Annotated in this window: 19 protein-coding genes and 1 pseudogene; 11 read left to right on the top strand and 9 right to left on the bottom strand. The window is 51.7% G+C overall.

Features of this window, described 5'->3' with window-relative positions:
* The first annotated feature begins 158 nt into the window (after positions 1–158).
* The 4 genes from MNO13_RS00555 to MNO13_RS00540 all read left to right on the top strand — a co-directional run bounded on the left by MNO13_RS00555 (position 159) and on the right by MNO13_RS00540 (position 3420).
* Positions 159–1001 carry a 23S rRNA (adenine(2030)-N(6))-methyltransferase RlmJ gene (locus MNO13_RS00555; RefSeq protein ID WP_064542254.1) on the top strand — a complete coding sequence of 281 codons (843 nt, stop codon included), beginning with the start codon at positions 159–161 and terminating at the stop codon, positions 999–1001.
* Positions 1002–1093: 92 nt separating this feature from the next.
* Positions 1094–2446, top strand: a complete 1353-nt coding sequence (gorA, locus tag MNO13_RS00550; protein ID WP_064542251.1) for a glutathione-disulfide reductase — start codon at positions 1094–1096, stop codon at positions 2444–2446.
* A gap of 300 nt (positions 2447–2746) precedes the next feature.
* On the top strand, positions 2747–3007 hold the full coding sequence (locus MNO13_RS00545; RefSeq protein WP_064542248.1) for a hypothetical protein: 261 nt from the start codon (positions 2747–2749) through the stop codon (positions 3005–3007).
* Positions 3008–3087: 80 nt separating this feature from the next.
* Entirely contained in the window at positions 3088–3420 is a 333-nt protein-coding gene (locus tag MNO13_RS00540; RefSeq protein WP_064542246.1) for a hypothetical protein, read from the top strand.
* A gap of 132 nt (positions 3421–3552) precedes the next feature.
* On the opposite strand, the gene MNO13_RS00535 is transcribed toward MNO13_RS00540, so the two are convergent.
* Positions 3553–5169 carry an STY4199 family HEPN domain-containing protein gene (locus MNO13_RS00535; RefSeq protein ID WP_241939416.1) on the bottom strand — a complete coding sequence of 539 codons (1617 nt, stop codon included), beginning with the start codon at positions 5167–5169 and terminating at the stop codon, positions 3553–3555.
* Between the two features lie 102 nt (positions 5170–5271).
* Positions 5272–6690 carry an aminotransferase-like domain-containing protein gene (locus MNO13_RS00530; protein WP_064542240.1) on the bottom strand — a complete coding sequence of 473 codons (1419 nt, stop codon included), beginning with the start codon at positions 6688–6690 and terminating at the stop codon, positions 5272–5274.
* 176 nt (positions 6691–6866) lie between these two features.
* Here MNO13_RS00530 and MNO13_RS00525 point away from each other — a divergent pair, with 176 nt between their 5' ends.
* Both MNO13_RS00525 and MNO13_RS00520 read left to right on the top strand, forming a co-directional pair.
* The gene (locus MNO13_RS00525) at positions 6867–7040 is read left to right on the top strand and encodes a DUF1127 domain-containing protein (RefSeq protein WP_074388507.1); all 174 of its coding nucleotides are present in this window, start codon (positions 6867–6869) and stop codon (positions 7038–7040) included.
* A gap of 208 nt (positions 7041–7248) precedes the next feature.
* Positions 7249–7776 carry a GNAT family N-acetyltransferase gene (locus MNO13_RS00520; protein WP_121815718.1) on the top strand — a complete coding sequence of 176 codons (528 nt, stop codon included), beginning with the start codon at positions 7249–7251 and terminating at the stop codon, positions 7774–7776.
* A gap of 67 nt (positions 7777–7843) precedes the next feature.
* Here MNO13_RS00520 and MNO13_RS00515 read toward each other — a convergent pair whose 3' ends face one another.
* Complete coding sequence (locus tag MNO13_RS00515; RefSeq protein WP_121815380.1) at positions 7844–8830, bottom strand: IS110 family RNA-guided transposase; 987 nt, start codon at positions 8828–8830, stop codon at positions 7844–7846.
* A gap of 253 nt (positions 8831–9083) precedes the next feature.
* Positions 9084–9842, bottom strand: coding sequence for an SDR family NAD(P)-dependent oxidoreductase (locus MNO13_RS00510; RefSeq protein ID WP_241939415.1), 759 nt, complete (start codon positions 9840–9842; stop codon positions 9084–9086).
* 118 nt (positions 9843–9960) lie between these two features.
* Here MNO13_RS00510 and MNO13_RS00505 point away from each other — a divergent pair, with 118 nt between their 5' ends.
* The 4 genes and pseudogenes from MNO13_RS00505 (at position 9961) to MNO13_RS00490 (ending at position 14249) form a co-directional block, all read left to right on the top strand.
* Complete coding sequence (locus MNO13_RS00505; RefSeq protein ID WP_064542234.1) at positions 9961–10860, top strand: LysR family transcriptional regulator; 900 nt, start codon at positions 9961–9963, stop codon at positions 10858–10860.
* 55 nt (positions 10861–10915) lie between these two features.
* The gene (gene yhjD / locus MNO13_RS00500) at positions 10916–11926 is read left to right on the top strand and encodes an inner membrane protein YhjD (RefSeq protein WP_064542232.1); all 1011 of its coding nucleotides are present in this window, start codon (positions 10916–10918) and stop codon (positions 11924–11926) included.
* 83 nt (positions 11927–12009) lie between these two features.
* A pseudogene (locus MNO13_RS00495) lies at positions 12010–12640 on the top strand (DapH/DapD/GlmU-related protein).
* Positions 12641–12923: 283 nt separating this feature from the next.
* Complete coding sequence (locus tag MNO13_RS00490) at positions 12924–14249, top strand: MFS transporter (RefSeq protein ID WP_064542225.1); 1326 nt, start codon at positions 12924–12926, stop codon at positions 14247–14249.
* 740 nt (positions 14250–14989) lie between these two features.
* Here the strand turns inward: MNO13_RS00490 and MNO13_RS00485 are convergent.
* Positions 14990–17056 (bottom strand): AsmA family protein, encoded by a 2067-nt coding sequence (locus tag MNO13_RS00485; RefSeq protein WP_064542221.1) that lies wholly within the window; start codon positions 17054–17056, stop codon positions 14990–14992.
* Between the two features lie 65 nt (positions 17057–17121).
* Positions 17122–17895: a cyclic-guanylate-specific phosphodiesterase gene (gene pdeH / locus MNO13_RS00480; RefSeq protein WP_064542219.1), complete on the bottom strand. Its 774-nt coding sequence runs from the start codon at positions 17893–17895 to the stop codon at positions 17122–17124.
* 232 nt (positions 17896–18127) lie between these two features.
* Here pdeH and kdgK point away from each other — a divergent pair, with 232 nt between their 5' ends.
* On the top strand, positions 18128–19060 hold the full coding sequence (gene kdgK, locus MNO13_RS00475) for a 2-dehydro-3-deoxygluconokinase (protein ID WP_241939414.1): 933 nt from the start codon (positions 18128–18130) through the stop codon (positions 19058–19060).
* 758 nt (positions 19061–19818) lie between these two features.
* On the opposite strand, the gene MNO13_RS00470 is transcribed toward kdgK, so the two are convergent.
* The 3 genes from MNO13_RS00470 to hmsP all read right to left on the bottom strand — a co-directional run bounded on the left by MNO13_RS00470 (position 19819) and on the right by hmsP (position 24986).
* Entirely contained in the window at positions 19819–21306 is a 1488-nt protein-coding gene (locus tag MNO13_RS00470) for a M16 family metallopeptidase (RefSeq protein WP_064542213.1), read from the bottom strand.
* A gap of 217 nt (positions 21307–21523) precedes the next feature.
* The gene (locus MNO13_RS00465; protein WP_064542210.1) at positions 21524–22810 is read right to left on the bottom strand and encodes a dicarboxylate/amino acid:cation symporter; all 1287 of its coding nucleotides are present in this window, start codon (positions 22808–22810) and stop codon (positions 21524–21526) included.
* A 181-nt stretch (positions 22811–22991) separates the two neighbouring features.
* Complete coding sequence (gene hmsP, locus MNO13_RS00460) at positions 22992–24986, bottom strand: biofilm formation regulator HmsP (protein ID WP_064542208.1); 1995 nt, start codon at positions 24984–24986, stop codon at positions 22992–22994.
* Positions 24987–24995: the final 9 nt, after the last annotated feature.

The following is a 24995-nucleotide window of genomic DNA, read 5'->3' as shown; positions in this document are numbered from 1 at the left end:
CCTGATGTCTGATAAGTGAAGCGCGCCAGGCGCGCTAAAAAGCAATACCTTTTAACATGAGGCTTAGTGTAGTTAATTTCAATGCCAGGCGGTGAGCATAAGGCTGTATACTGTGCAGAATAGTTGTTCTTCTTTTGTCTTTGGAAACCCTTCAAGCCATGCTCAGTTATCGCCACAGCTTTCACGCCGGCAACCACGCCGACGTACTGAAACACACCGTTCAAAGTCTGATTATTGAATCCTTAAAAGAGAAGGATAAGCCTTTTCTGTATCTGGATACTCACGCAGGCGCTGGCCGATACAAACTGAGCAGCGAGCACGCCGAGCGTACCGGTGAGTACCTGGAAGGTATCGGCCGCATCTGGCAACACGATGATTTGCCTGCTGAACTTGAAGCATACATCGGTGCGGTTAAAGCTTATAACCACAGCGGCCAACTGCGTTACTACCCAGGCTCCCCGCTGATTGCGCGCCAGCTTTTGCGCGAGCAAGACAGCCTGCAACTGACCGAACTGCACCCATCAGATTTCCCGCTGCTGCGTTCTGAATTCCAGAAAGACAACCGCGCTCGCGTTGAACGTGCGGACGGTTACACCCAGTTGAAGTCAAAACTGCCGCCAGTTTCACGCCGTGGTCTGATTCTTATCGACCCGCCGTACGAGATTAAAACCGACTACCAGGCCGTTGTGACAGGCATTAACGAAGGCTATAAGCGTTTTGCTACAGGGACTTATGCGCTGTGGTATCCGGTGGTTATGCGCCAGCAAATCAAACGTATGCTGCGCGAACTGCAAGAAACCGGTATTCGCCGTATTCTGCAAATCGAGCTGGCCGTTCTGCCAGACAGCGACCGCCGCGGCATGACAGCTTCAGGCATGATTGTTATCAACCCGCCGTGGAAACTCGAGCAGCAAATGGCTAATGTACTGCCGTGGCTGCATAAAACCCTGGTTCCGGCTGGCACCGGGTCTACCACTCTGAGCTGGGTTGTGCCTGAGTAAACCGGCTATTACAGCTATCGGTGGAACCTTCGCTCTAAAATTTCTCGGCGCGCTACAATCGCGCATATTTTTCGACTCAAAAGGGAAACATCATGACCAAACATTATGACTACCTCGCCATTGGCGGCGGCAGCGGCGGTATTGCCTCCATTAACCGTGCGGCAATGTATGGAAAGAAATGCGCACTGATTGAGGCGAAAGAGCTGGGCGGCACCTGCGTCAACGTGGGTTGCGTGCCGAAAAAAGTCATGTGGCATGCGGCGCAAATCGCCGAAGCTATCCACAACTACGGTCCGGATTATGGTTTTGATACCACCGTCAATAAGTTCGACTGGGACAAACTGATCGCCAGCCGTACCGCGTATATCGACCGCATCCACACCTCTTACGACAACGTGCTGGGTAAAAACAACGTTGACGTGATTCGTGGCTTTGCCAAATTTGTCGACGCGCACACCGTGGAAGTCAACGGCGAAACCATTACCGCAGACCACATCCTGATTGCCACCGGTGGCCGTCCAAGCCGCCCGTCCATTCCAGGTGCAGAATTCGGTATTGATTCCGATGGTTTCTTCGCACTACCCGCGCTGCCAAAACGCATTGCTGTAGTGGGCGCAGGCTACATCGCGGTTGAAATCGCTGGTGTGGTGAACGCGCTGGGTTCCGAAACTCACCTGTTTGTGCGCCAACACGCGCCGCTGCGTACTTTTGATCCGCTGATTGTCGAAACGCTGCTGGAAGTGATTAACACCGAAGGCCCGACGCTGCACACCCAGGCGGTGCCAAAAGCCATTGAGAAGAATGCCGATGGCAGCCTGACTCTGCATCTGGAAGATGGCCGTTCCGAAACGGTAGATTGCCTGATTTGGGCGATTGGCCGCGAACCAGAAACGGACAACTTCAACCTGGCGGCGACCGGTGTGAAAACCAACGCCAAAGGTTATATCGAAGTCGATAAATTCCAGAACACCAGCGTGCCGGGCATTTATGCCGTGGGCGATAACACCGGTGCGGTGGAACTGACGCCAGTTGCCGTAGCGGCAGGCCGTCGTCTGTCTGAGCGTTTGTTTAACAACAAGCCGGATGAGCATCTGGATTACAGCAACGTGCCAACAGTAGTCTTCAGCCACCCGCCAATCGGCACGGTCGGCTTAACCGAACCACAGGCACGTGAGCAATACGGCGACGACAACGTGAAAGTCTATAAATCGTCCTTCACCGCGATGTATACCGCTGTGACTTCGCACCGCCAGCCATGCCGCATGAAGCTGGTTTGCGCAGGCCCGGACGAGAAAATCGTCGGTATTCACGGCATTGGTTACGGTATGGATGAAATGCTGCAAGGCTTCGCGGTGGCACTGAAAATGGGTGCGACTAAGAAAGATTTTGATAACACAGTGGCAATTCACCCGACTGGTTCGGAAGAATTCGTGACCATGCGCTAAATTACGCTTTCGTCTTGCAAAGACGGGAAAAAAATAATCAGGCTGTGGATCTTAATATCCACGGCCTTTTTAATGCCTGCATCAGCCCACCTCGCAAAAAACCAGCTCAAATAATCAAAACGCTAACTCATTAATTCTTATTTGGAAATGCAATAAAACCCGTATAAGTGCAAAATAATATATATTTCAAACTATTTGGTTACATTTAGACATAACTGACGAACTTATACTGCTTAGGTTTTTTTTTGCTTCAATTTTGATTTATTCGGATCGTATCACTTATATTCCAGGAATTATCTAATGAACAAGACATATACCCTCGTTGGTATACTGACCGGCATAGTGCTTGTGTCAACACTATCTATTAGTGCTGCAAATGCAACAACCCAAGGCCAGCAACGCCGCGAAGCTCGGGATACTCGTCAGGACACGCGTCAAGATGCACGGCAGGATAAACGTTCTTGTGTGGTCAGTAATGATAAAAGCAATCATGATTGTCGCCAGGATAAACGCCAAAGCAAACAAGATGGCCGCCAGGAAGCACGCGATATTAAATATTAAAACTGGCAATTTCCAAGGCTGAGCAGAATAAAATCGAAGCGCGAGTGAATGCGCATATTTATGTCCAGGAGGACAAGTTAGTGAAAAAATATATTCCAGGTTTATTGATTTTATCTTTCGCTTTTTCAGGCAACGTATTGGCTCTTGATAAAACATCGGGTGGCGCACTCGCCGGTGCTGCAATTGGTGCCGCGACTGGTAAAAGCGTGAAAAGCACCGTGGGTGGCGCGGTTGTCGGCGGCGGTACAGGTGCTATGTTCAAGAGCGGAGACACCGGTAAAGCAGCTCGCAAAGGCGGCGCAATTGGTGCTGCTGTGGGTGGCGTTGCGGCGGCCGCAACCGGCAATAGCGTGTTGAAAGGCGCGGCAGTAGGTGCAGGCGGCGGTGCGCTGATCGGCGAAGCGTCTCACTGATCCTGAAGCCTGAGATCGGGTGTTAAAGGGTGGATAATTGATAGCGTCATCCACCCTTTGTGCCCGTTGTTACAGATAAAAGTGTCGGATGACGCTATCGCTTATCCGACCTACAAAATCGGTCCGTTGTTTTCAACGTATCGCATCGTAAATCGCTTTCTGAATCTCCACAGCACGTTTTGCGTCGCTTGTGGCTGGGTCAGAATTGTGTTGTTGCTGCGCACTTAACCGTTGTTTTGCTCGTTCTAAATCTTCTTTCTGCCACTCGATAACCTCAGGGGTACGGCAAAACGTTTGCAGAAATTGTTTACGTAGCGAAGTGAGACTTTGCCCGTCGTTCATCGCCTGGCTGATAGTCCTTACCATGCGCCGGCACGGGCGTTCTTCATCCATTTGCGAACGGTATTGCAGCAAAGCGTAGAGTGCATCGCGGTAATCTGCGGCCAGCGCGGATTCGGTGTAATAGACTTTCCAGTTCATGCCGCTTTGCATGAACAAACGCACCACAGTAGAATCACCACGCTCAATGGCCGATCGCAAATTACCCTCTTCCCATGTGATGCCAATATTCGCCAGCTTTTCACGCGCACTCTCGCTTAGCGGCAGTGAATCAATTGCGGTCACTTTCGCCGCCTCACGTTGTGCCAGCGCGGGTTCATTTGTAAGATCACTCAGAAAGTACATGCCGAAAATAGCGATGATAATCAACGCGATACCTGGCACGAACCACATCATCATGCGTAGCGTTTCACCGGTATCCTGCTTTTTTTTGCTATGCCGCAAGTCGGGGTGATCAATGGTGTCACGCACTTCTTCCGTATCACGCCCCGCTTCGCGATATTTTTTCTGCGCCAGCTCAATAAATGCTTGTACCTGAGCGTCATCAGCAGCCATCAGTGCGGATGGGTTTACTGTTGTCCGCCCTTCATCAAAGGCACGCTGAACCGCCGCACTACATTCGTGGTAATAGCTATCCAGTAAAACGAGTTGCACAGAAGTGAGTGGCGGTTGTTGAATGAGGTTATTGCGAATTTCACGCACGTCGTCGAGGAAGGTTTGTAGTGTTTTACGTTGATCAATAAATAGATTCAGCTGCGGTGAGCTGTGAAGTATTTCGGCATAGTGGTTGGCAAACTCCTTTTTATCGACCACCAATAACGCCAGTTCGCTAAATCGCATCCCACTTAACACATCACCCTGCTCGCCATGTTTTAACCAACGGCGCACACAGTCAGCACCAAACTGCTTCTTCAGTTTATTCACCAGCTGCGATTGGCTGGGATAACATTTATTAATCATCCCTCGCAGCATTAATTCCAGCGCGCGCATCTGGCGTAACGCTTTTTGTTGCTGCGCTTCACTATGGGTGTCGAGATCGGTTGAATAACCCAGTAGTGGCTGCCTCAGGCGTACCAGCTCGAGATAACTGACGAAACGCAGTGCGGAAATAAGTTGGTTATGGCTGATTTCCTGGCCGCTTTCATATTGCGGCACCAACTGCTGGAAATGGCGCAACAGTAGGGTGAACTGCGAAAGCTCCGCATCGTTAAGGTTTAACCGCTTTGCTACCTCCATCCAACTACCCAGCGCCAGGCGAGCCTGCTCAAGCTGTTGAAAAAACCATTGCGGATCTTTGCCTTCAGAGGCTTTGATAGAAAGCAGTGGCAGGATTTGCAATGACGCCTGGCGGCAAACGCTCAGGCAAGTCTCAAATTTATCCCGCATCAGCAACTGTGCAGTGCTGGTCATGGTTATCCTTTATTGGGTACGAGCGCCTGACTAGAAAGGCGCTATTACGCAACAGACTAACGCAACAGTTACCTGCACAATGGCCATAAAAGAGAGGGAAAACTACGCGTTTTCGACTACCTGATTTAACGCTTCACCGGTTTTACGCAGCGCCGCTTCGGTGGCTGCATCACACGGCATGGCGTAATTGAGGCGCAAACAATTACGATACTTCCCGGATGCTGAAAGCAAAGACCCCACCGCAATATGAATATGCTCTTCGCGCAGTGCACAGCAAATCGGCACAATATCGATATTTTCCGGTAGCTCAACCCACATCATAAAGCCGCCCTGTGGGCGACTGACGCAGATACCGCACGGGAAATAGTGCCGCACATGGCAGGTAAAATCCTCGAGATTACGTTGATAAAGTTGGCGCATCCGCCGCAGGTGGCGATGGTAGTTGCCGTTACGAATAAACTCCGCCACCGCGAGTTGTGCAAAGGTCGAAGTGCTGCCGGTGACGATGTATTTCATGTGCAAAGCACGGTCAAGATAGCGGCCCGGTACAATCCAGCCGACGCGCAAACCTGGCGCCAGCGTTTTAGAAAAAGAGCTACACAACAGCACTCGACCATCGACATCCATCGACTTGATGGTCATCGGGCGGGGATATTCATAGGCCAGCTCGCCGTAAACATCATCCTCAATGATGGCAATATCAAAACGTTGCGCGAGATTCAGCACCGCTTTTTTACGAGCATCCGGCATGATAAACCCGAGTGGGTTATTGCAGTTTGGCACCAGTATTACCGCTTTAATCGGCCACTGTTCCAGCGCTAACTCTAGTGCTTCCACGCTGATCCCTGTCACAGAATCCGTTGGTATTTCAACAACTTTAATACCAAATGCCCGCAGCATCTGCATGGTGCCATGAAATGATGGAGACTCCACCGCCACGATGTCGCCCGCCTCGCAGACCGCGCGGATGGCAATCGACAAGGCTTCATGACAACCGGTGGTAATCAGAATATCGTCAGCCGATGCCACACAACCGCTATCCAGCATCAGGCGGGAAATTTGCTCGCGCAGCGTGCGCATACCATGAATGCTGTCATAGCCGAGCAATTCGGGTTGCTGATATTGCGCAATGCGGCTGAGTTCACGCCATAACGGTTTGATGGTCGGTTGTGTCACATCCGGCGCACCGCTACCAAAAGCGACAATATCGCCTGCTTCACGGGCAACAAGTTGCTCAAGCACAGCGTCCCACTGCGTGATCTCAACCGGCCTCTGTACCGGGCGAGTCAGTTGTGGAACGGGCGGTTGTGCTTTGCGTTGTGTGACGAAATAACCGGAACGTGGCTGCGGTGAAATCAGCTGTTTGTCTTCAAGAAGATGATAAGCCTGCTGTACGGTGCTAATACTGACGCCATGTTCACTGCTCAGGCTGCGCACCGACGGTAAGCGCTCGCCACTGCGATACAGCCCTTGTTCAATACGTTCGGCCAGTAAAGTGGCCAGATGTTGGTAGCGCGTCATGCTGTATCCTCTTAATCAACCATACAGACAGTAAAACCAGTACAGAATGACGATAAACTTGCCATTCAGTTCATGTTTTAGCGCTTCTGTATGTTAAATAAAAGTAATATTTGAATCTGTCGGCTATCTGTATGGCGGCGCATGATGAACCTCGAACTGACAAGAGGAGCAACATCATGGGCTTTGAAGAAAACCGTCCGCGCAAACCGTTTTATGGTTTTGTGATGATTTATCATTATTTCCGGCAACGCTGGTTACAACGCCAGACGGCGCGCGTACTAAAAGGGCTGAATAAGGAACAATTACGCGATATTGGACTGACAACGGATGATTTATCACGCTGGCAATAACACTTAATAACGGTGCTAAATATTGGCGCCGTTATTTTTTGCTATGCCCAAAATAATTCAAGATGCATCGCGACGGCAAACGAGCGAGTCCCGATGAGCTTACACAAGTAAGTGATGCGGGTGAGTAAGCGTAGCCAACAAAAATGCAACTTGAAGTATGATGGGTATATGTAATGTTTATGTGTACCCACATAGCAGAGCGATCAACATGCTTTCACTCTCCACACCACGACTGAACTTAACGCAAATCAGCGAGCAGGACTGGTCGAGCTTTTTACGGCTACAACAAGACCCCGTCGTGATGCGTTATGTCTCTGATAACCGCAAAGAGGCGGAAATCCGCCAGATATTTAATTCACGCCTGGTGCGCTGGGAATTACACAGCCGCCATTGGTTGTGTCTTGCGATGCGCGATAAACATGACGGGACGCTGATTGGCTTCACCGGTTTTGTCCGCGGTGACGACGACATGGCGGAGGTGGGCTTTATCCTCGACCCGCTCTTTCACGGGCAAGGTTACGGTTATGAATCGCTGCATACCGTGTGCCGGTTTGCCTTTGAAAAATGCGCGATGCGCAAACTGACCGCGACAGTAACGGTAGGCAATATAGGTTCAAAGAAGGTGCTGGAAAAAGCAGGTTTTCAGCCAGAAGGGATACTGCGCGAAAATTACTTTCTTGGCGGGATCTGGCAGGATGACTGGATATTTGGCTTGTTACGCAGCGAGTTCCAATAAAACACGGTGGATATCGCTTGCGCTAATCCACCCTACGAAAGCGGTTTTGTAGCTACCGTCTTGAACGTCAAGCGGTAGCTGCATAATTTTCATCCCATGGTAATCGGGTTTTCAGTACGCCGAAGCACATATGTACCAGCTTACGCATCACTGCACCCAGGGCCGCTTTTTTCGCCTTACCTTTCGCTACCAGCCTTTCATATATCGCCTTCGCGGGTTTATTCCACCGGATTGCACTCAGGGCTGCTACATACAGTTTGGCTCTGACTATTGAGGGGCCTGTTTTTGACATATGTGCCCGCCCGCGTACCGAACTGCCTGACACTCTCTCCACCGGTGTTATTCCCAGATACGCTGCCACCTGCGAGGCACTTTTGAACGTCCCGTCTTTCAGTAGTGCCAGCATCTCCCGTCCCACCTGCTCCTTCACACATTTTATCGATTTCAGCAGCTCCAGATCGGCCTTCAGTCCCGGGTCGTTATCTGTGTGGTCAGTAATGAGCTTTTCTATCCGTTCCAGTTCATCACTCAGCCAGCCGTGTGTCCGCTCCAGTGAGGCTATGACCTCCCGTGGTGTCGAGGTTGAATGCGCTTTTTCAAGCCGGTTGGCCGTCCTCTGCACATCCTCTTTCAGCGCGTCGCGCTGACGCAACAACGCCCTGAGTTTACGGACTTCAACTGACGGTGGGACCCAGGCATCGGGATGCTTCAGCTCGCCATAACAGGCCAGCACAAATGCGTCCACTGTGTCATTTTTCGTGAGGATATCCATTCCGCAGGCAAACTCACGGACACGGTATGGATTGGCCATGCAGACAGAAATTCCCGCATCATGAAGCCCATACGCCAGATTTTCATGGTAGATACCCGTGGCTTCCATCACGACTGTCATATTATCAGAGGCGCATTTTTGGGCCTCCAGCCAGTCGATGATTTTGCGGGCCACACAGGGTTCATTGGTGAAGACTTTCTGCTTTTTCTTACCCTTAATACCGGCAACAAGCAGACAGACATCTATTTTATTTTTGCTGATATCAGCACCGAGAAAAGCCATATTTCATCTCCTTCCACGTGAACCAACACGCCATTCCAGCCTTGTACATGCGAAGTCAGAGCTTCTGGTTACCGTTCGGATTTTGAGTGGCGTGAAAGGTGAAACGGAGAGCTTAAGCTACGTCGGAAGATCGAGGTCTTCAGGTCGGATACAAGCTTCCTCCGTTTCATGTAACCGGTAGCTAACCAGCTACCGGTTCAAGATACAAGGTCGGATAAGCGTTAGCGTCATCCGACATAACCGCGGCCCAGGCTTACAAGAACATCCCGCCAGAAACCTCAATGCGCTGCGCATTCATCCAGCGGCTTTCATCACTCAGCAGCACCGCAATCGCATCACCAATATCATCCGGTTGCCCAACGCGGCCCAGCGCGGTTTGTGAAGCGATAGCATTGGCCACTTGTTCATTGTCACGCACCACACCGCCGCCAAAGTCGGTGGCAATCGCGCCAGGAGCAATGATATTGACCGCAATTCCGCGCGCACCCAGCTCTTTAGCCTGGTACTTCGTCAGCACTTCCATCGCCCCTTTCATTGCGGCGTAAGCCGCTTTTCCCGGCAGTGTAAAACGCGTTAAACCCGTCGACACATTCAGGATACGCCCGCCGTTTTTAATCAGTGGCAGCAACTGCTGAGTCAGGAAGAATGGCCCCTTCAAATGGATGTTCATTAAATCATCAAATTGTTGCTCTGTTGTTTTTTCGAACAGCGTATCGATACCCGTCCCAGCATTGTTTAATAAATAATCAAACGAGTCGCGCTGCCAGACATCATGCAACTGTTGCTTCACTTCAGTTGCAAAAGCGCTAAAGCCAGCACTTTCGGCGACATTCAATTGAATTGCCACCGCTTTCACGCCAGTTAGCTCAATTTCACGCACCACATTGAGCGCTTCTTGCTGCTGGCTGTTGTAAGTCAGAATAATATTCACGCCGCGCGCCGCCAGCTTCAAAGCTGCGTTTTTACCTAATCCACGGCTGCCGCCGGTCACTAATGCGATTGTTTGACTCATGATTTACCCCTTCGATGACTGTTCGGTGATTGAGATACAGCTTATTAGCTGCTAAAAAATCAATAAAGAGTGCAAATTGCGCATCACTGTTTCACTGACAACAACAATGCGAGAAAAAGTGGATAAAATACAAGCAATGCAGTTATTCATTAGAGTGGCTGAACTGGAGAGTTTTTCTCGCGCAGCAGATACTCTGGGCCTTCCTAAAGGTAGCGTATCGCGGCAAATTCAGGCGCTAGAAGGCATGCTGGGAACAAGGTTATTGCATCGCACCACGCGGCGTGTGCAGTTGACGCAAGACGGCATGGTTTATTACGAGCGCTGTCGCGATCTATTAGCCAATCTTGACGAACTCGACGGGCTATTCCTGCATGACCCCAGCAGTGTTAGCGGGCGCTTGCGTGTGGATATGCCCGTTGGGGTGGCAAAAAATTTGGTGATCCCCAAACTTCCCGCCTTCTTACAGCAGTATCCTGGTATTGAACTTGAGTTGAGCAGTAGCGATCGCATAGTGGATGTGGTGCGCGAAGGGTTCGATTGCGTGGTGCGCGTGGGGCAGCTTAAAGATTCAGGCCTGGTTGCACGGCCATTGGGGAAACTCTCTTTAATTAACTGCGCCAGCCCCGATTATCTGGAGCGTTTTGGTTATCCGGAAAACCTTGACGATCTCGCGTCTCACGCGGTGGTGCATTACGCGCCAAACCTCGGTAGCCGTCCGCAAGGCTTTGAAGTTTTTCTCGATAAAACTACCCGCTGGATAAAAACCGGTGGCGTCATCACCGTGAATAGCACCGAAACCTATCAAGCGGCGTGCCTTGCCGGGCTCGGGATTATTCAGGCACCGCGCATCGGCGTTAAAGACCAGCTCAAGAGTAAAAAACTGGTGGAAATCCTGCCGCAATACCGCGCCGAACCGATGCCTGTTTCGCTGCTTTATCCCCATCGCCGCAACCTCTCTCGCCGTGTTCATTTGTTTATGGAGTGGCTGACCGGGCTGGTGAAAGGGTATGTTGATTAGCATCCCCGCTATACTTTCTTTAAGATCCTGCTAAAACAAAAGGAAAAATCACCTGATGACAGTGCCGGATAACACCGAAAAACGCCCAACGGAAACACTCGACTATGAGCCGATAGTCAAAATCAAAACCAGTAATGAGAAGGTCAATAAAACCATCGACAGCGTGAATAACACTGTCGGACGTGTCGAGCGTAACCCTGTTGTTGCGCACCTGATAAGGGCAGCCGAACGGTTTAATGACCGCATGGGGAACCAGTTTGGCGCGGCAATTACCTATTTTTCGTTCCTGTCGCTCATCCCAATTCTGATGGTGGCGTTTGCTGCCGCCGGTTATATCCTCGCCTCGCACCCCACGCTGCTGGAGGAGATTTTCGAAAAAATCCTCGCCAACGTTAGCGAGCCAACACTTGCCGCGACGTTGCAAAACACCATCAATACGGCGGTGCAACAGCGCACCACCGTCGGCCTGGTCGGCCTGTTGATTGCGCTCTATTCCGGTATTAACTGGATGGGCAATTTGCGTGAAGCGGTGCGTGCGCAATCGCGGGATAAGTGGGAACGGACAGCGCAAGACCAGGAAAAATTCTGGACCAAATATCTACGTGATTTGGTGTCATTGATAGGTTTGCTGGTTGCGCTGGTCGTGACGTTATCCATCACTTCCGTTGCCGGTTCCGCGCAAACCATGCTGATTGGCCTGCTGCATCTCGACGGCATCGAGTGGTTAAAACCGGTCTGGCATCTGGTCGGGCTGGTTATTTCTATTTCTGCTAACTACCTGCTGTTCTTCTGGATTTTCTGGCGACTGCCACGCCACCGCCCGCGTAAAAAAGCGCTGATGCGCGGCACATTGATTGCAGCCATTGGCTTTGAAGTGATCAAAATCATCATGACTTACAGCCTGCCTGCGCTGATTAAATCCCCTTCTGGCGCGGCGTTTGGTTCGGTCTTAGGTTTAATGGCATTTTTCTATTTCTTCGCCCGGCTGACGCTGTTCTGCGCCGCGTGGATTGCCACCGCCGAATACAAAGATGACCCGCGTATGCCGGGCAAAACGCATAAATAATTCTGTCATTCTTTCCTGTCATGATTAGGGTTTGCCCAACGCGGGCAATCCCTAACCCCGATACCTGACCAGGAAAGAAAAGCATGACCGCCGCCACAGCCAAACTTCAGCAAACGTATATCGCCCCCAGCGTCCGCCTGCGTGAAACCCAGATTGGTGAACAATGTGAAGTCCTCGCGCACAGCGTGATGGAATACAGCACGCTCGGGGACTTTTCCTACATAGGCGAGCATTGTTGTGTTGCAGATAGCGTGATCGGCAAATTCACCGCCATCGCCAATCAGGTACGCATTGGTGCACCTAATCACCCGATGGACAGAGCCTCACAACACCGTTTTACCTATTGCCCGGAGTATTACGACGCTAATGCCCGCCGCGATCGGCAGTTTTTTTGCCGATCGTCACGATGCGAAGGTGCTGATTGGCAATGATGTCTGGATTGGCCACGGTGTGATTGTGCTGCCTGGCGTGACAGTCGGTGATGGCGCAGTGTTAGCCGCCGGTGCGGTAGTGAGCAAAGATGTCGCGCCCTACACCATTGTTGGCGGCGTGCCTGCCAAAATGATCCGTTCGCGCTTCCCGGTAGAGATAGCCACCAGCCTGCAGCGTATTGCCTGGTGGGATTGGCCACTGGAAAAACTGATGACGCATCTTAGCGACTTCCAGGCGGGCGATATTGAGCGCTTTTGCGCACGCTGGGAGCATGAAGCGTAATCCGCTATCTCCGTGAATGTGGCGGATGACGCTAGCGCTTATCCGCCCTACGAAAGCCCCCATCAGCACATAAATCCAACCTGTAACTTTTATTTAACCTAAAAGCAGTTTTATTAACTGATTTTTTAAATATGAGAAGCATGACATGGACATTTATTTTCTGGACTAAAAATTATCCTCTTATTGCTTATTAATCGCACAGGACGTTGCGCAAGCGCGCGTTGAAATACGCCTTTTGCTGTGCGTAATATGGCCTTTCGTTCGATATAAATAAGAAAATAATATGCAGGCCACCATCGCTAATTCAATCAATACCGAAACTGACTCCACGCCGGTCAACTCACGCGGAAAAGTTGTCGTTGCCTCGCTTGTCGGCACCGCCATCGAGTTTTTCGATTTCTATATTTACGCCACTGCGGCGGTGATTGTTTTCCCGCATATCTTCTTCCCGCAAGGTGATCCAACCGCGGCGACACTCCAGTCGCTAGCTACGTTCGCCATCGCCTTTGTGGCACGTCCGATTGGCTCCGCGCTGTTCGGCCATTTTGGTGACCGAGTTGGTCGCAAAGTGACCCTGGTGGCATCACTTTTAACGATGGGTGTTTCAACCGTCTTAATTGGCCTGTTGCCGGGCTACGAAACCATCGGTGTATTAGCGCCAATGCTGTTGGCACTGGCACGCTTCGGGCAAGGTTTAGGTCTGGGTGGTGAGTGGGGTGGTGCTGCGTTGCTGGCTACTGAGAACGCTCCGCCGCGCAAACGTGCGCTATACGGTTCATTCCCACAGTTGGGTGCACCAATCGGCTTCTTCTTTGCCAACGGCACCTTCCTGCTGCTCTCCTGGTTGCTGACTGACGAGCAGTTCATGTCATGGGGCTGGCGCGTGCCGTTTATCCTGTCTGCGGTGCTGGTGATTATCGGCCTGTATGTGCGTGTTTCGCTGCATGAAACGCCGGTGTTCGCCAAAATTGCCAAAGCAGGCAAACAGGTGAAAATCCCGCTCGGTACACTGCTGAGCAAGCACCTGAAAGCGACGATTATTGGCACGTTTATCATGCTGGCGACTTACACGCTGTTCTACATCATGACGGTTTATTCGATGACCTTCAGCACCGCTGCGGTGCCGAAGGGCCTCGGCTTCTCACGCAACGATGTGTTGTGGATGCTGATGATGGCGGTAATTGGTTTTGGCGTAATGGTGCCGATTGCCGGTTATCTGGCGGATAAGTTTGGTCGCCGTAAATGCATGATTGTCATCACCAGCCTGATGATTGTGTTTGCGTTAGCCGTGTTCCAGCCGCTGTTGGGTTCCGGTAACCCGACGCTGGTGATGGCGTTCTTGCTGATTGGCCTGAGCCTGATGGGGCTGACATTCGGCCCAATGGGCGCGCTGCTGCCAGAGTTATTCCCAACCGAAGTACGTTATACCGGAGCATCGTTCTCGTATAACGTGGCGTCGATTCTGGGGGCATCGGTTGCGCCGTATATTGCCACCTGGCTGCAGGCGAATTACGGTTTGTTCTACGTCGGTTTGTATCTGGCGGCGATGTCAGCGATTACGCTGGTTGCGTTGCTGGTGTCTAAAGAGACCCGTCATTTGTCGCTTTAGTTTTTTCACCCTCACCCTGGCAATCTTGTCAGGGTGAGATCTGTAAGCTTCGCTTATTTTCCGTTCACCCGTGCGTTCAGTTATCTCTTTAATTCCAGAAAACGGTGAACGTATCAAGGGGTTAACGCCAACCCCTTGATAATCCAGGCGCCCGGCAAATCAATCGCCGCTAAAGCGGTAAACACCGTTTTTCACCCAACATTCGGGGTCGTTCGCGATTCGTTTATTCGGCACATCCCTGTGCCGAACCACTTCGTGGCCAACGCAAGCGTTGTTCAAAAATGTTCCTGACATTTTTAGTCCGACGATCGCTCTCTCACGTGGTTCCCGACCACGTGACCCCGACTGAAGGGTAAAAAAACGGCGCGATTGAAACCGGGGACAAGGTCAAAACCGCTCTGGCTTTTGACTTTGACCTTGAATTTCGGGTCCGGCTTAAATCGCCTCCATTTTGACTCCTGGTGGCAGGGGCCAGCCGTCGGGAACGGCTGGAGGGCGCGATCGTCGGGAACGAATCGCAACCGACCCTGACACGGAGGCAAAATGGAGGTTTACCGCTTGCGGCGATTTATTTGCCGGGAGTCCGGGTTCTTAGGGTGACGACGGTGGTCACCCTAAGACGTTCACCAGTTCAATCGCGACATAAACATGCTGTCACCTGGTGAACGGAACCTTCTCCGGCTCGGCAGGAACCGTCCCTCAAAGATGTGTATAAGAGACAGCCTGGGTGAGGGGAAATGTCACTTCCTCATCTGCCCCAAAATACGGCTGCACTGATTACCGCCATCTTCGGAAGGCGAGATCATTGCCAGCAGTGCGGCGGCTGGCGTCACCAGCGTTGCCAGTGCCGCAGCCACCGCGCCACGGGCAATCAATGGGCCGGGTTTCACCCCGGCATCCGGGTTCTTAAACGTGCCGCGCACATAAAGTGGCGAGCGCAATGTCAGAATGCGCACCCCTTTGCTTTCAGGATCAATGGTTAAATCGAGCCGCTCGCTGGCAAAGTTGGTGGTGCCGGTGACGTTGATCAGCGCGTTTTCGGTATCAAAGGCAAAAATACGTGGCGTCGCCACGCCGCCGCGTAAATCAAGGTTCGCCGCCGCACAGTTAATCCGCACTTCATCATCACCAAAGATTTGCCCGACGACGTAATTCCCGACGTTCAGGCCGACAATTTCCATCAGGTTGCGGCTGATTAACCCGTCGTTCATCAGCAATTTCAGGTTGCCATCGCTGCTGCCCAACAGCTCCGCAATAGAGTTACCACGGCCCCGCAAATCCGCATCACCGTTCAGTTCCCCGAGGGTTTTCTGCATCGATTCCACTTTTGGCATCAGCTGTTTGAGCTGCAAGCGACGCGCCTGAATATCCGCTTCTCCGCGCATCGGCTTCTTGTTGCCATCAAGGTGAATGTTGGCGCTGATGGTGCCGTTCGCCATGCCGAATTTTAGCGGTTGCAGGCGTAAGTCGGCATTTTTAAGGATCACATGCGTGGTGAGATTGCTGAGCGGCAGCGTGCCGCTGTGTTCGATGCGCCCGCCTTTAAAGCGCACGTCAGCATCCATTACGTCCCACTTGGCGGTTTCGAAACGGTCATACGGCAGAACTTTGTCGCCCGGCTGCACGGTTTTCTCGCCTTTGGCTTGTTCCGCCTTTTTGCTTTGTTGCGCGCCCTTGCCGGAATCCACGCCAATCAACGGGCCTAAATCGGCCAGCCGAAGCTGTTTAGATTCAAGGTCGCCTTCCAGTTTCGGCCGCGGTTTGCCTTGCGAATAAGTGAGCGAGCCATGAATGTCGCTGTCGCCAATACGTCCGTTAAAGTTCTGATAGCGGAACACCGAGCCTTTTTCTGCATCGATTTTTGCCAGTAAATGCCCGTCAGTTTCAAACGGTGGCGTATCCGGCAATAACACACCGGTCAGATCGTAGAGGTTGCCCAGCGAATCACCGGAGAACTTCAGTTGCAGGTCGACACCACCCATTTTCATCGGGTCGTTGATGGTGCCGATAAACGCCACGCGTGAGTTACCAGAATGCACGTCGGCCTGCACCGGAAAGGCGGTTTCGCCTTCGCTGCGCAGCGCTAACATACCGCCAATTTTACCGGAGCCTTCTATCGGCTCGCCGTTGTAGCGCCCGCGAACTTTCAGGCCAAAGACATAATCTCCGGCTTTTGCGGCATCTTTGCCTTTGGGTTTGTGCCCTTGTATTTCACTAAACGGTAACGGTTTGCCAAGTGGATCAACGAGGATTTCCATCTCTGCTTTAGTGAGTTTGTCGTTAATAGCGATGCGGCCTTTATCGAACAGAATATTGTCCATTTTGAACGACCACGCTGACGGCGGTTGATTGGGATCTTGCGCTGCGCTACTGGCGAGGTTGAACGTCCAGTTATTGTTTTTTTCCGACAGCCGAATGATTCGCACATCCGGCTGAACCAGCTTGATCCACGGGATATAAACGGTTTTAGTGAGCAGCGTGAGAGGTGCAAGCGTGGCATCTACGCGCGGCAGATGCACCATAGTGATTTCAGGAATATCCGGCGGGTTGCCCAGAATAATATCTTCGGCGTGAACATGCGGCCACGGCACCCAACTGCGCCAGCCGGTTTCTTCTTTGTTACGCTCCCATACCACGCCTAAATCGCCACGAATGGCGAAGGGCCGATTCAGCTCTGTCGAGACTTTTTGGTTGATAGTCGGTTTGAGCCGATTCCAGTCAAACGTCGCAATCACAATAATTGCCACCACAACCAACAACAATAAACCCCCGACGACACCGCTGGCGACCTTTCCAGTTTTAGTCATGCCTTTTACCTTCTCCTGATGTGGCTCGCTTTAACTAAAGATAGTTGAGCGTGACCAAAACGGCATCAGGACAGGCGAGTTAGTACGCTCTCTAACTGTTCAAATGGAACGGGACGGGAGAGGAAATAGCCTTGTGCCGCAAACGCGGGGGAGTTTTGCACAGCGCGCCATTCCGCTTCAGTTTCGACACCTTCGACGATGACGCCTTTACAATAGCGATTCATCAATTGCAGCAACATGTTGAATAAATTCCGGCCTTCGTCGCTGGTGCGCAGCATGATGAACAAGTCACGCGCGACTTTGATGTAGTCGTAGTGCATCTCGCTTAAAGCAGAAAAGTTGGCAACACCGGTGCCGAAATCGTCCAGCCACAGCGGGCCGAATTCGTGCATTCCTGCCAGTGTCACGGCTTGCGGTTGGGTGATGTGCTCCACCAGTTCAAAGCGCACCCACGGCATTTTGTTGATAAGCCTTAGAATCGACTGATGATGCTTCATTGCCACAAGAGTCGGGCCATCGACATTCACCGACGCTAAAATGCCATAGCCAAGGAAGATGGATTCCCAACTGCGCAGCAAATTGAGTTGCTCTTCGATGACCATCAAGCGCGTGCGACTGGAGACAGATGAAAAGTAGCGATCCGGGGCAATACGCACCTCCGGCTCATCCGCGTGCGTGACCACCGTCAGCAGTTCTATCGCCATTAATCGACCATCGATTTTGTAGATCGGCTGGAAGGTGTACTGCCGCTGGCACTGCAACCAGAACCGCCGCTCCTGCAAACTTTCGACACTCGCCTCAAGCGTATTCAGCCGGTGAGTGATCTGATTAAACTTCATCATGTACGTCCTGTTTACCTTGATAACTCGGATGGCCCATCGTCAAGTTATCGGCGTAGCGCATGAGAACTTTATGTTCGCTTTGAGTACAACCTTAATGAAAGAGAGTTGGTTCACATTGGCAATAAACTGCCTTAGCTCAAAGTTTTCCGAAACATCGTTTTAAATTGTTTGACTCGTTTTTAGCCGACCAGCAAACTAGCGGTAATTTCATCAATTCAGGTTTACTGCTATGCCAACGCGCAAAATCGCCGTTATCGGTGAATGTATGATTGAACTGTCGCAAAAAGGTGCGGAAGTTAGCCGCGGCTTTGGTGGCGACACCCTAAATACTTCCGTCTATATCGCCCGCCAGGTCGATGCAAACGAGCTAGAAGTCCATTACGTCACGGCTTTGGGTGAAGATAACTTCAGCCAACAAATGCTCGACGCATGGCAGCAAGAAAACGTTCACACCGAGCTGACACAGCGCCTGGAGCACCGTTTACCAGGCTTGTATTACATCGAAACTGATTCAACCGGCGAGCGTACTTTCTATTACTGGCGTAACGAAGCCGCAGCCCGTTTCTGGCTGGAGAGCGAGCAAGCTCAGGCGATTTGCGCAGAACTGGCTAAGTTCGATTACCTGTATTTGAGCGGGATTAGCCTGGCAATCCTCAACGCGGCGAGCCGTGAAAAGCTGATGGCGCTGCTGACTCAGTGCCGCGCTAACGGTTGCAAGGTTATCTTCGATAACAACTACCGTCCGCGCCTGTGGGCCAGCCGTGAAGAGACGCAACAGGTTTACCAGCAAATGCTGACCTGCACTGACATCGCGTTCCTGACTTTGGATGACGAAGATTTGCTGTGGGGCGCGAAGCCGGTTGAAGAAGTGATTCACCGTACTCAGGCAGCTGGCGTGCGTGAAGTGGTCATCAAGCGCGGTGCAGAGTCTTGCCTGGTGGCGATTCAGGGCGAGCCGATGTTAGAAGTGCCAGCGGTAAAATTACCAAAAGAAAAAGTTATCGACACCACAGCGGCTGGCGACTCTTTCAGCGCGGGTTATCTGGCGATACGTTTGACTGGTGGTAGTGCTGAAGAAGCGGCAAAACGCGGGCATTTGACGGCGAGTACCGTGATTCAGTATCGCGGGGCGATTATCCCGAAAGAGGCGATGCCTTCTTAAGGCAACCCTCACCCGGCCCTCTCCCTGTGGGCTGTCTCTTGTACACAACTCATCCTGGCTATCTTGTCAGGGTGAGATCTGTAAGCCCTGCTGGTTTTCCGTTCACCCGTGTGTTCAGTTATCTCTTTAATTCCCGCAAACGGTGAACGTATCAAGGGGTTAACGCCAACCCCTTGATAATCCAGGCGCCCGGCAAATCAATCGCCGCTAACGCGGTAAACACCGTTTTTCACCCAACATTCGGGGTCGTTCGCGATTCGTTCCCGACGATCGCTCTCTCACGTGGTTCCCGACCACGTGACCACGACTGAAGGGTAAAAAACGGAGCGATTGAAGCCGGGGACAAGGTCAAAACCGGTCTGGCTTTTGACTTTGAATTTCGGGTCCGGCTTAAATCGCCTCCATTTTGACTCCAGGTGGCAGGGTCCAGCCGTCGGGAACGGCTGGAGGGCGCGATCGTCTGACAAAAATGTCAGGAACATTTTTGAACAACGCTTGCGTTGGCCACGAAGTGGTTCGGCACACGGATGTGCCGAATAAACGAATCGCAACCGACCCTGACACGGAGGCAAAATGGAGGTTTACCGCTTGCGGCGATTTATTTGCCGGGAGTCCGGGTTCTTAGGGTGGCGACGGTGGCCACCCTAAGACGTTCACCGGTTCAGTCGCGACATAAACATGCTGTCGCCTGGTGAACGGAACCTTCTCCGGCTCGGCAGGAAGCGCCCCTCAAAGATGTGTATATGAGGGAGAGGGCGTTACTGCGCCTGCGGCGTATCCGAAGAAACTTCCTGCTTAGGTTCATCAGTCAGCGGCAGTGCTTTAGCCGGCACCATCACCTTATCCCACGTCGCTTGCAGATCCTTCATGTTGAACTCAGGTTCACCTTTTGGCTGCAACAGCACTAAAGCCATTTCTTGCGACAGTTGCTGGCGTAAATCCTGGTTCAGCGAGCTTAATGTCAGGCTGTTCAGGAAATCCCCGCGCAGTTTCTGATACTGTTCCGGAGCGATATCGACCACCTGGTTTTGCAGCGAACGCATACGCTGGCTGATCAACACATCGGTGTCGGTACGCGCGTAAGTGGCAAACAACTTGGCAAGTTCCGCTTTTTTCTGCGCAATTAACCCATCAAACTCTTGCTGCGACAGCCCTTTATCACGCACGTTAACCAGCTCTTTGCTGACGCTCGCCAAATTCGCATTCAGTCTATCGTTAGGTGACGCAAGGTTGATGCCGCACTGCGCACGCTGATACAACACGCGACACTCGAAGCTCAGGTTAAGATCCTTGATGTTCTGCTTGCTAAGGTTCTGCTGCACATGCCAGAACAGCGCCTCACGGGCGAGATCGGCACGCCAGTAACGCAGCATCGCAGACGATTCACGAATAGGCTGCCAGGCGTTGTCCCACATCAGTGAGAGCCTGTCCTGGCTCACACTGTCAGTCATTAAACTCACAGGAACGCGCTTGAGCGGAGAAAGAGTCGCAACCGGAGCGGGCGTTTCACGTTTGCCCGTCAGGGTGCCAAACGTTTTGTTGATTTGATCGGCAACGCTACGGCTATCGACGTTACCCACCACAATCAAGGTCATCGCATCCGGGGTGTACCACTTCTTGTAGAACTCGTTGAGTTGTTCGTTATCAACCGGCTGCTTGAGATCTTCTGCCGGGTCATGGCCCAACAGCGAGGAACCTTGCAAGCGATAGCGCCACCAGTTGTCTTTGGTGTCCATCGGCCAGGTTGTCACCATATCCTGAGTTTGCAGCGCAACGTTCACCGTTTCCGGGGTGATCGACGTTTTACCAGTGGTTTCCGCCAGATAAGCTATCGCTTCTTTGAGTAAATCATTGCGGTTATTAGGCAGGCTAAGATTAAACAACGTGAAGTCATACGAAACAACGGCTGGAGGCAGCGGACGCTGCGGGTCCACACTTTGCTGCCATAGTGAGCGTACCTGCAATGGCTGCAAGCTACCGTTTTGTGTCAGTGCCATGCGCGGTAAGAAATGGCTAAAGCCGCTCTGCTGGGTGGTCTCATTCAATGAGCCGGTATTCACCAACAGACGAATTTCAATACGATCGCTTGGGCGTTGAGGTGTGGCCAGGACTTGCCATTGAAAACCATTGGCCAGCGTACCTTGCTGCCAGGCTGGATCGGGCTGTAGTGCTTCTGCCTGCACATTACTGGCGGCGGCGACCAACAGCAATCCGCCAGCTAAGAGTCGAATTTTGGTGCCCTGCATGTTAACCCCTGGAAAAACAATCCTGATTAAAAAGTGTAATGGCGACAAAAGATTACGCAAAAAAGCCGCCACGGTGATAATTCACCACTCCGTTTGACCGCATCTTCGCGCAAACGTCACTTTTAAAATGAAAAAAAACGCCAAAAATTTTGGCTCAAGGGTCAATTATGCGCAGTAGCCCACAGCGAGGGCAAGTCGCCGTGGGCAATTGAGGGGATTAAGAAGAGATTTCGTTCACTTTTTTCGCAGAGTTTGGATTATTGAGCGTTTCTACCAGTTGCTTCTCATCCAACTGTTTCACCCACTTCGCCACGACAACCGTTGCCACGCCATTACCGACCAGGTTTGTCAGCGCACGCGCTTCAGACATAAAGCGGTCGATACCGAGAATCAACGCCAGACCCGCAAGTGGCAAATGGCCCACCGCTGAAATGGTTGCCGCCAGCACGATGAAACCACTCCCTGTCACACCTGCAGCGCCTTTAGAGGAGAGCAGCAACACCACCAATAGTGTGATTTGATGGACAATATCCATATGGGTGTTGGTGGCCTGCGCGATAAACACCGCTGCCATGGTGAGATAAATTGAGGTGCCATCGAGGTTAAACGAGTATCCGGTTGGAATCACCAGCCCGACTACCGACTTACGGCAACCGAGTTTCTCCATTTTATCGAGCATTCTTGGCAAAGCGGACTCAGACGAAGAAGTACCCAGTACGATAAGCAGCTCTTCTTTAATGTAACGGATAAATTTAAAGATGCTGAAACCTGTCACCCGCGCGATGCTGCCCAACACCAGCACCACAAACAGGATACAGGTGATGTAGAAGCAGATAATCAACTGGCCGAGCTGCACCAACGAGCCGACGCCATATTTACCAATCGTGAACGCCATAGCACCGAAAGCACCGATTGGCGCGAGGCGCATGATCATGTTGATGATGCCGAAAATGACCTGCGAGAAGCTTTCAATCACGTTGAAAATCAACTGGCCTTTTTGACCAAGACGGTGCAGTGCAAAACCAAACAGTACCGCAAACAGCAGCACTTGCAGGATATTGCCACTGGCAAATGCGCCAATCACGCTACCAGGAATCACATCCAGCAAGAAGGCCACCACACCTTGTTGTTGTGCCTGTTCGGCATACATGGCGACAGCTTTGGCATCAAGCGTTGCCGGGTCGATGTTCATCCCAGCCCCTGGCTGGACGACGTTAACCACGATTAGGCCGATGATCAGCGCGATGGTGCTGACCACTTCGAAGTAAAGCAGTGCCACAGCGCCCGTGCGCCCCACGGCTTTCATGCTTTCCATGCCTGCAATGCCGGTGACGACCGTACAGAAGATAACCGGCGCGATAATCATTTTAATCAGTTTAACGAACGCATCGCCGAGCGGTTTCATCTGCGCGCCTAATTCCGGGTAAAAATGACCCAGCAGGATACCGATGGCTATCGCCGTAAGGACCTGGAAGTAGAGGCTTTTAAAAAGAGAGAGTTTCATAGCGTGTCCTTGAGAGGTAGATATTCCGCAGTACCAGGATTTAGGTAGATGACCTCGGCCTGCGGAAGCAAAAATACCACTCTCAAAAACGCTCAGAAGTGACACAGCGCTTATTTGTAAACAAAATTGTTAAATAATTGAGCTGACTCGCGCCAGCCCAATAACATTTGCAACAACTGATTTACTGATTAGCGCTGGATAAATACCTGGCATCAAACTCTTTAAGAGTCAGTGCCCTGGAGAAAAGATAACCCTGAGCAATGCTCACACCGGCGTTCAACAACCAGTCGCACTGCGCCTGGTTTTCAATTCCTTCCGCCACCAGTTTCAGACCCAGCGTGTTCGCCATACCGATAATCACCCCCGCCATGGTGTTATCTTCCGGCAAGCCATCCACAAAACTCTTGTCGAGCTTCAGCACATCCACTGGCAACGATTTCAGGTGATGTAAATGACGCAGGCTGGCATAACCCATGCCAAAATCATCCAGTGCGATGCGCACCCCTGCTTTGCGCAACGGACGCAAAATACTGACCGCTTTTTTCGGATCATCAATATTATGACTTTCCGTGACTTCCAGAATTAACATCCCTGGCTGGATACGATAGCGCGCCATTAATTCCAGCAGTGACGAACCCATTTCCTCGTGCAGTAACTGATGCGCAGAGATATTCACACACAGCGGCATGGTGACACCCTGGCTTTGCCAGCCCGCCAGCACACGGCAAGACTCTTCAAGGATCCAGTTGCCAATTGTGAACATCAAACCGCTATCTTCGATACGCTCAATCAAGCCTTCCGGCAAACCCCAGCTACCATCAGGCTGCTGCATGCGCAGTAAAACTTCCGCGCTGACGACTTCACGGGTGCGCAAATTGACCTGCGGTTGTAGCCAAATAGCAAACTGCTGGTTTTCTAATGCCGTCAGTAAATCCTGCTCTTGCGTCAAATAGCGTTGCGCAATGGCCATCTGTTCAGGGTCAAAGAATTGAATCTGATTTTTGCCATGGCGACGGGCAGAAAACGCGGCGGAAACGGCGCGGCGATACAGCTGTTCTGCAGTCAAACCACCGTGATACATCGCAATGCCGATGCTGGCCGTCGGTTTGAGGGAAATCGAGTGAATCGGTAACTTTTCGTTCAGCACCGCGAGAATTTGCTTCGCCAGTGCCATTGCCTGCCAGGCATCCTGAACGCCATGGGCAATAATGCCAAAATCGTTGCCGCTGAGCTGCGCCAGCACCATATTCGGTGGCAGAACACCTTTAATTTTCTCGACCAGCGTCAGCAGCAGCATTTCACGCTGCTCCTCGTTCAGCACCCCGGCAGTATCCTGCAAAGTTTCGCTGGCAATCACGATCAACGCATTCTTGTTATCGCTTGCCGTTAGTTGTTCAAGCAACGCCAGTAACAACGCCTTATTTGGCAACTCGGTAACTGTGTTTCGGGTGCTCATCGCGCTCATTTCTTCATGTAAGCGCTGCGACATTTGTTGATTACGGTTATAGCTGCGCACCAGCATGCCTATCTCATCATCGTGGTGAAGAGGAGGTAGATTGAGTTGATGGTTCGCCGCATCGTGCGGGGTTAAACTATCGAGCTCACGGGCAATTTTACGCAGTGGATGAACAATCAAACGGTTTATCGACCAACTGATCGCAACCGACAAAATGAGCGCCAGCAGCAGATATGTCGTCAGCAACGTCGAAATCGTACTAATGATGAATTTGTACATCCGCCAGGAGTCAGCTTGCAGCACAAGATAAGCCAGCGGCTGCGGATTTGCCGGGCGTTCCAGTGAATAAAGCGGTAGGGATATTTGAACCGGGAGTTCGAACAGGCGCGCAATCCAGACGGGAATCGGGCGTTCCGGGGTAAATCTTTGGCGCAACGCCTGGAATTGATTCGGCAGTACTACATCCGCCCGGCTGATAATGCCAGAAGGTTGAATTTGACTCAGGATGTACTCAGCCTGGGGAATATCCGCTTTCAGGATAGCTTCAGACAGCGGAATACGCACCGAATGGGCGATTTTCTCCATCTGGCTTGCTGTGTCGTAGCGGCTTTGCTGCACAAAGTGAAAAAGCTGCACCACGATAAAAATAAAAATAAACAGTAAAGCAACGGCTGACACCATTGCCATCTGTTTAATCGTTAATGAACGACTGACTCGCAAACTGACACT

The organism is Buttiauxella ferragutiae (assembly GCF_022637515.1).
GTDB lineage: Bacteria > Pseudomonadota > Gammaproteobacteria > Enterobacterales > Enterobacteriaceae > Buttiauxella > Buttiauxella ferragutiae.
This window is presented reverse-complemented; position numbering and strand designations above follow the sequence as displayed.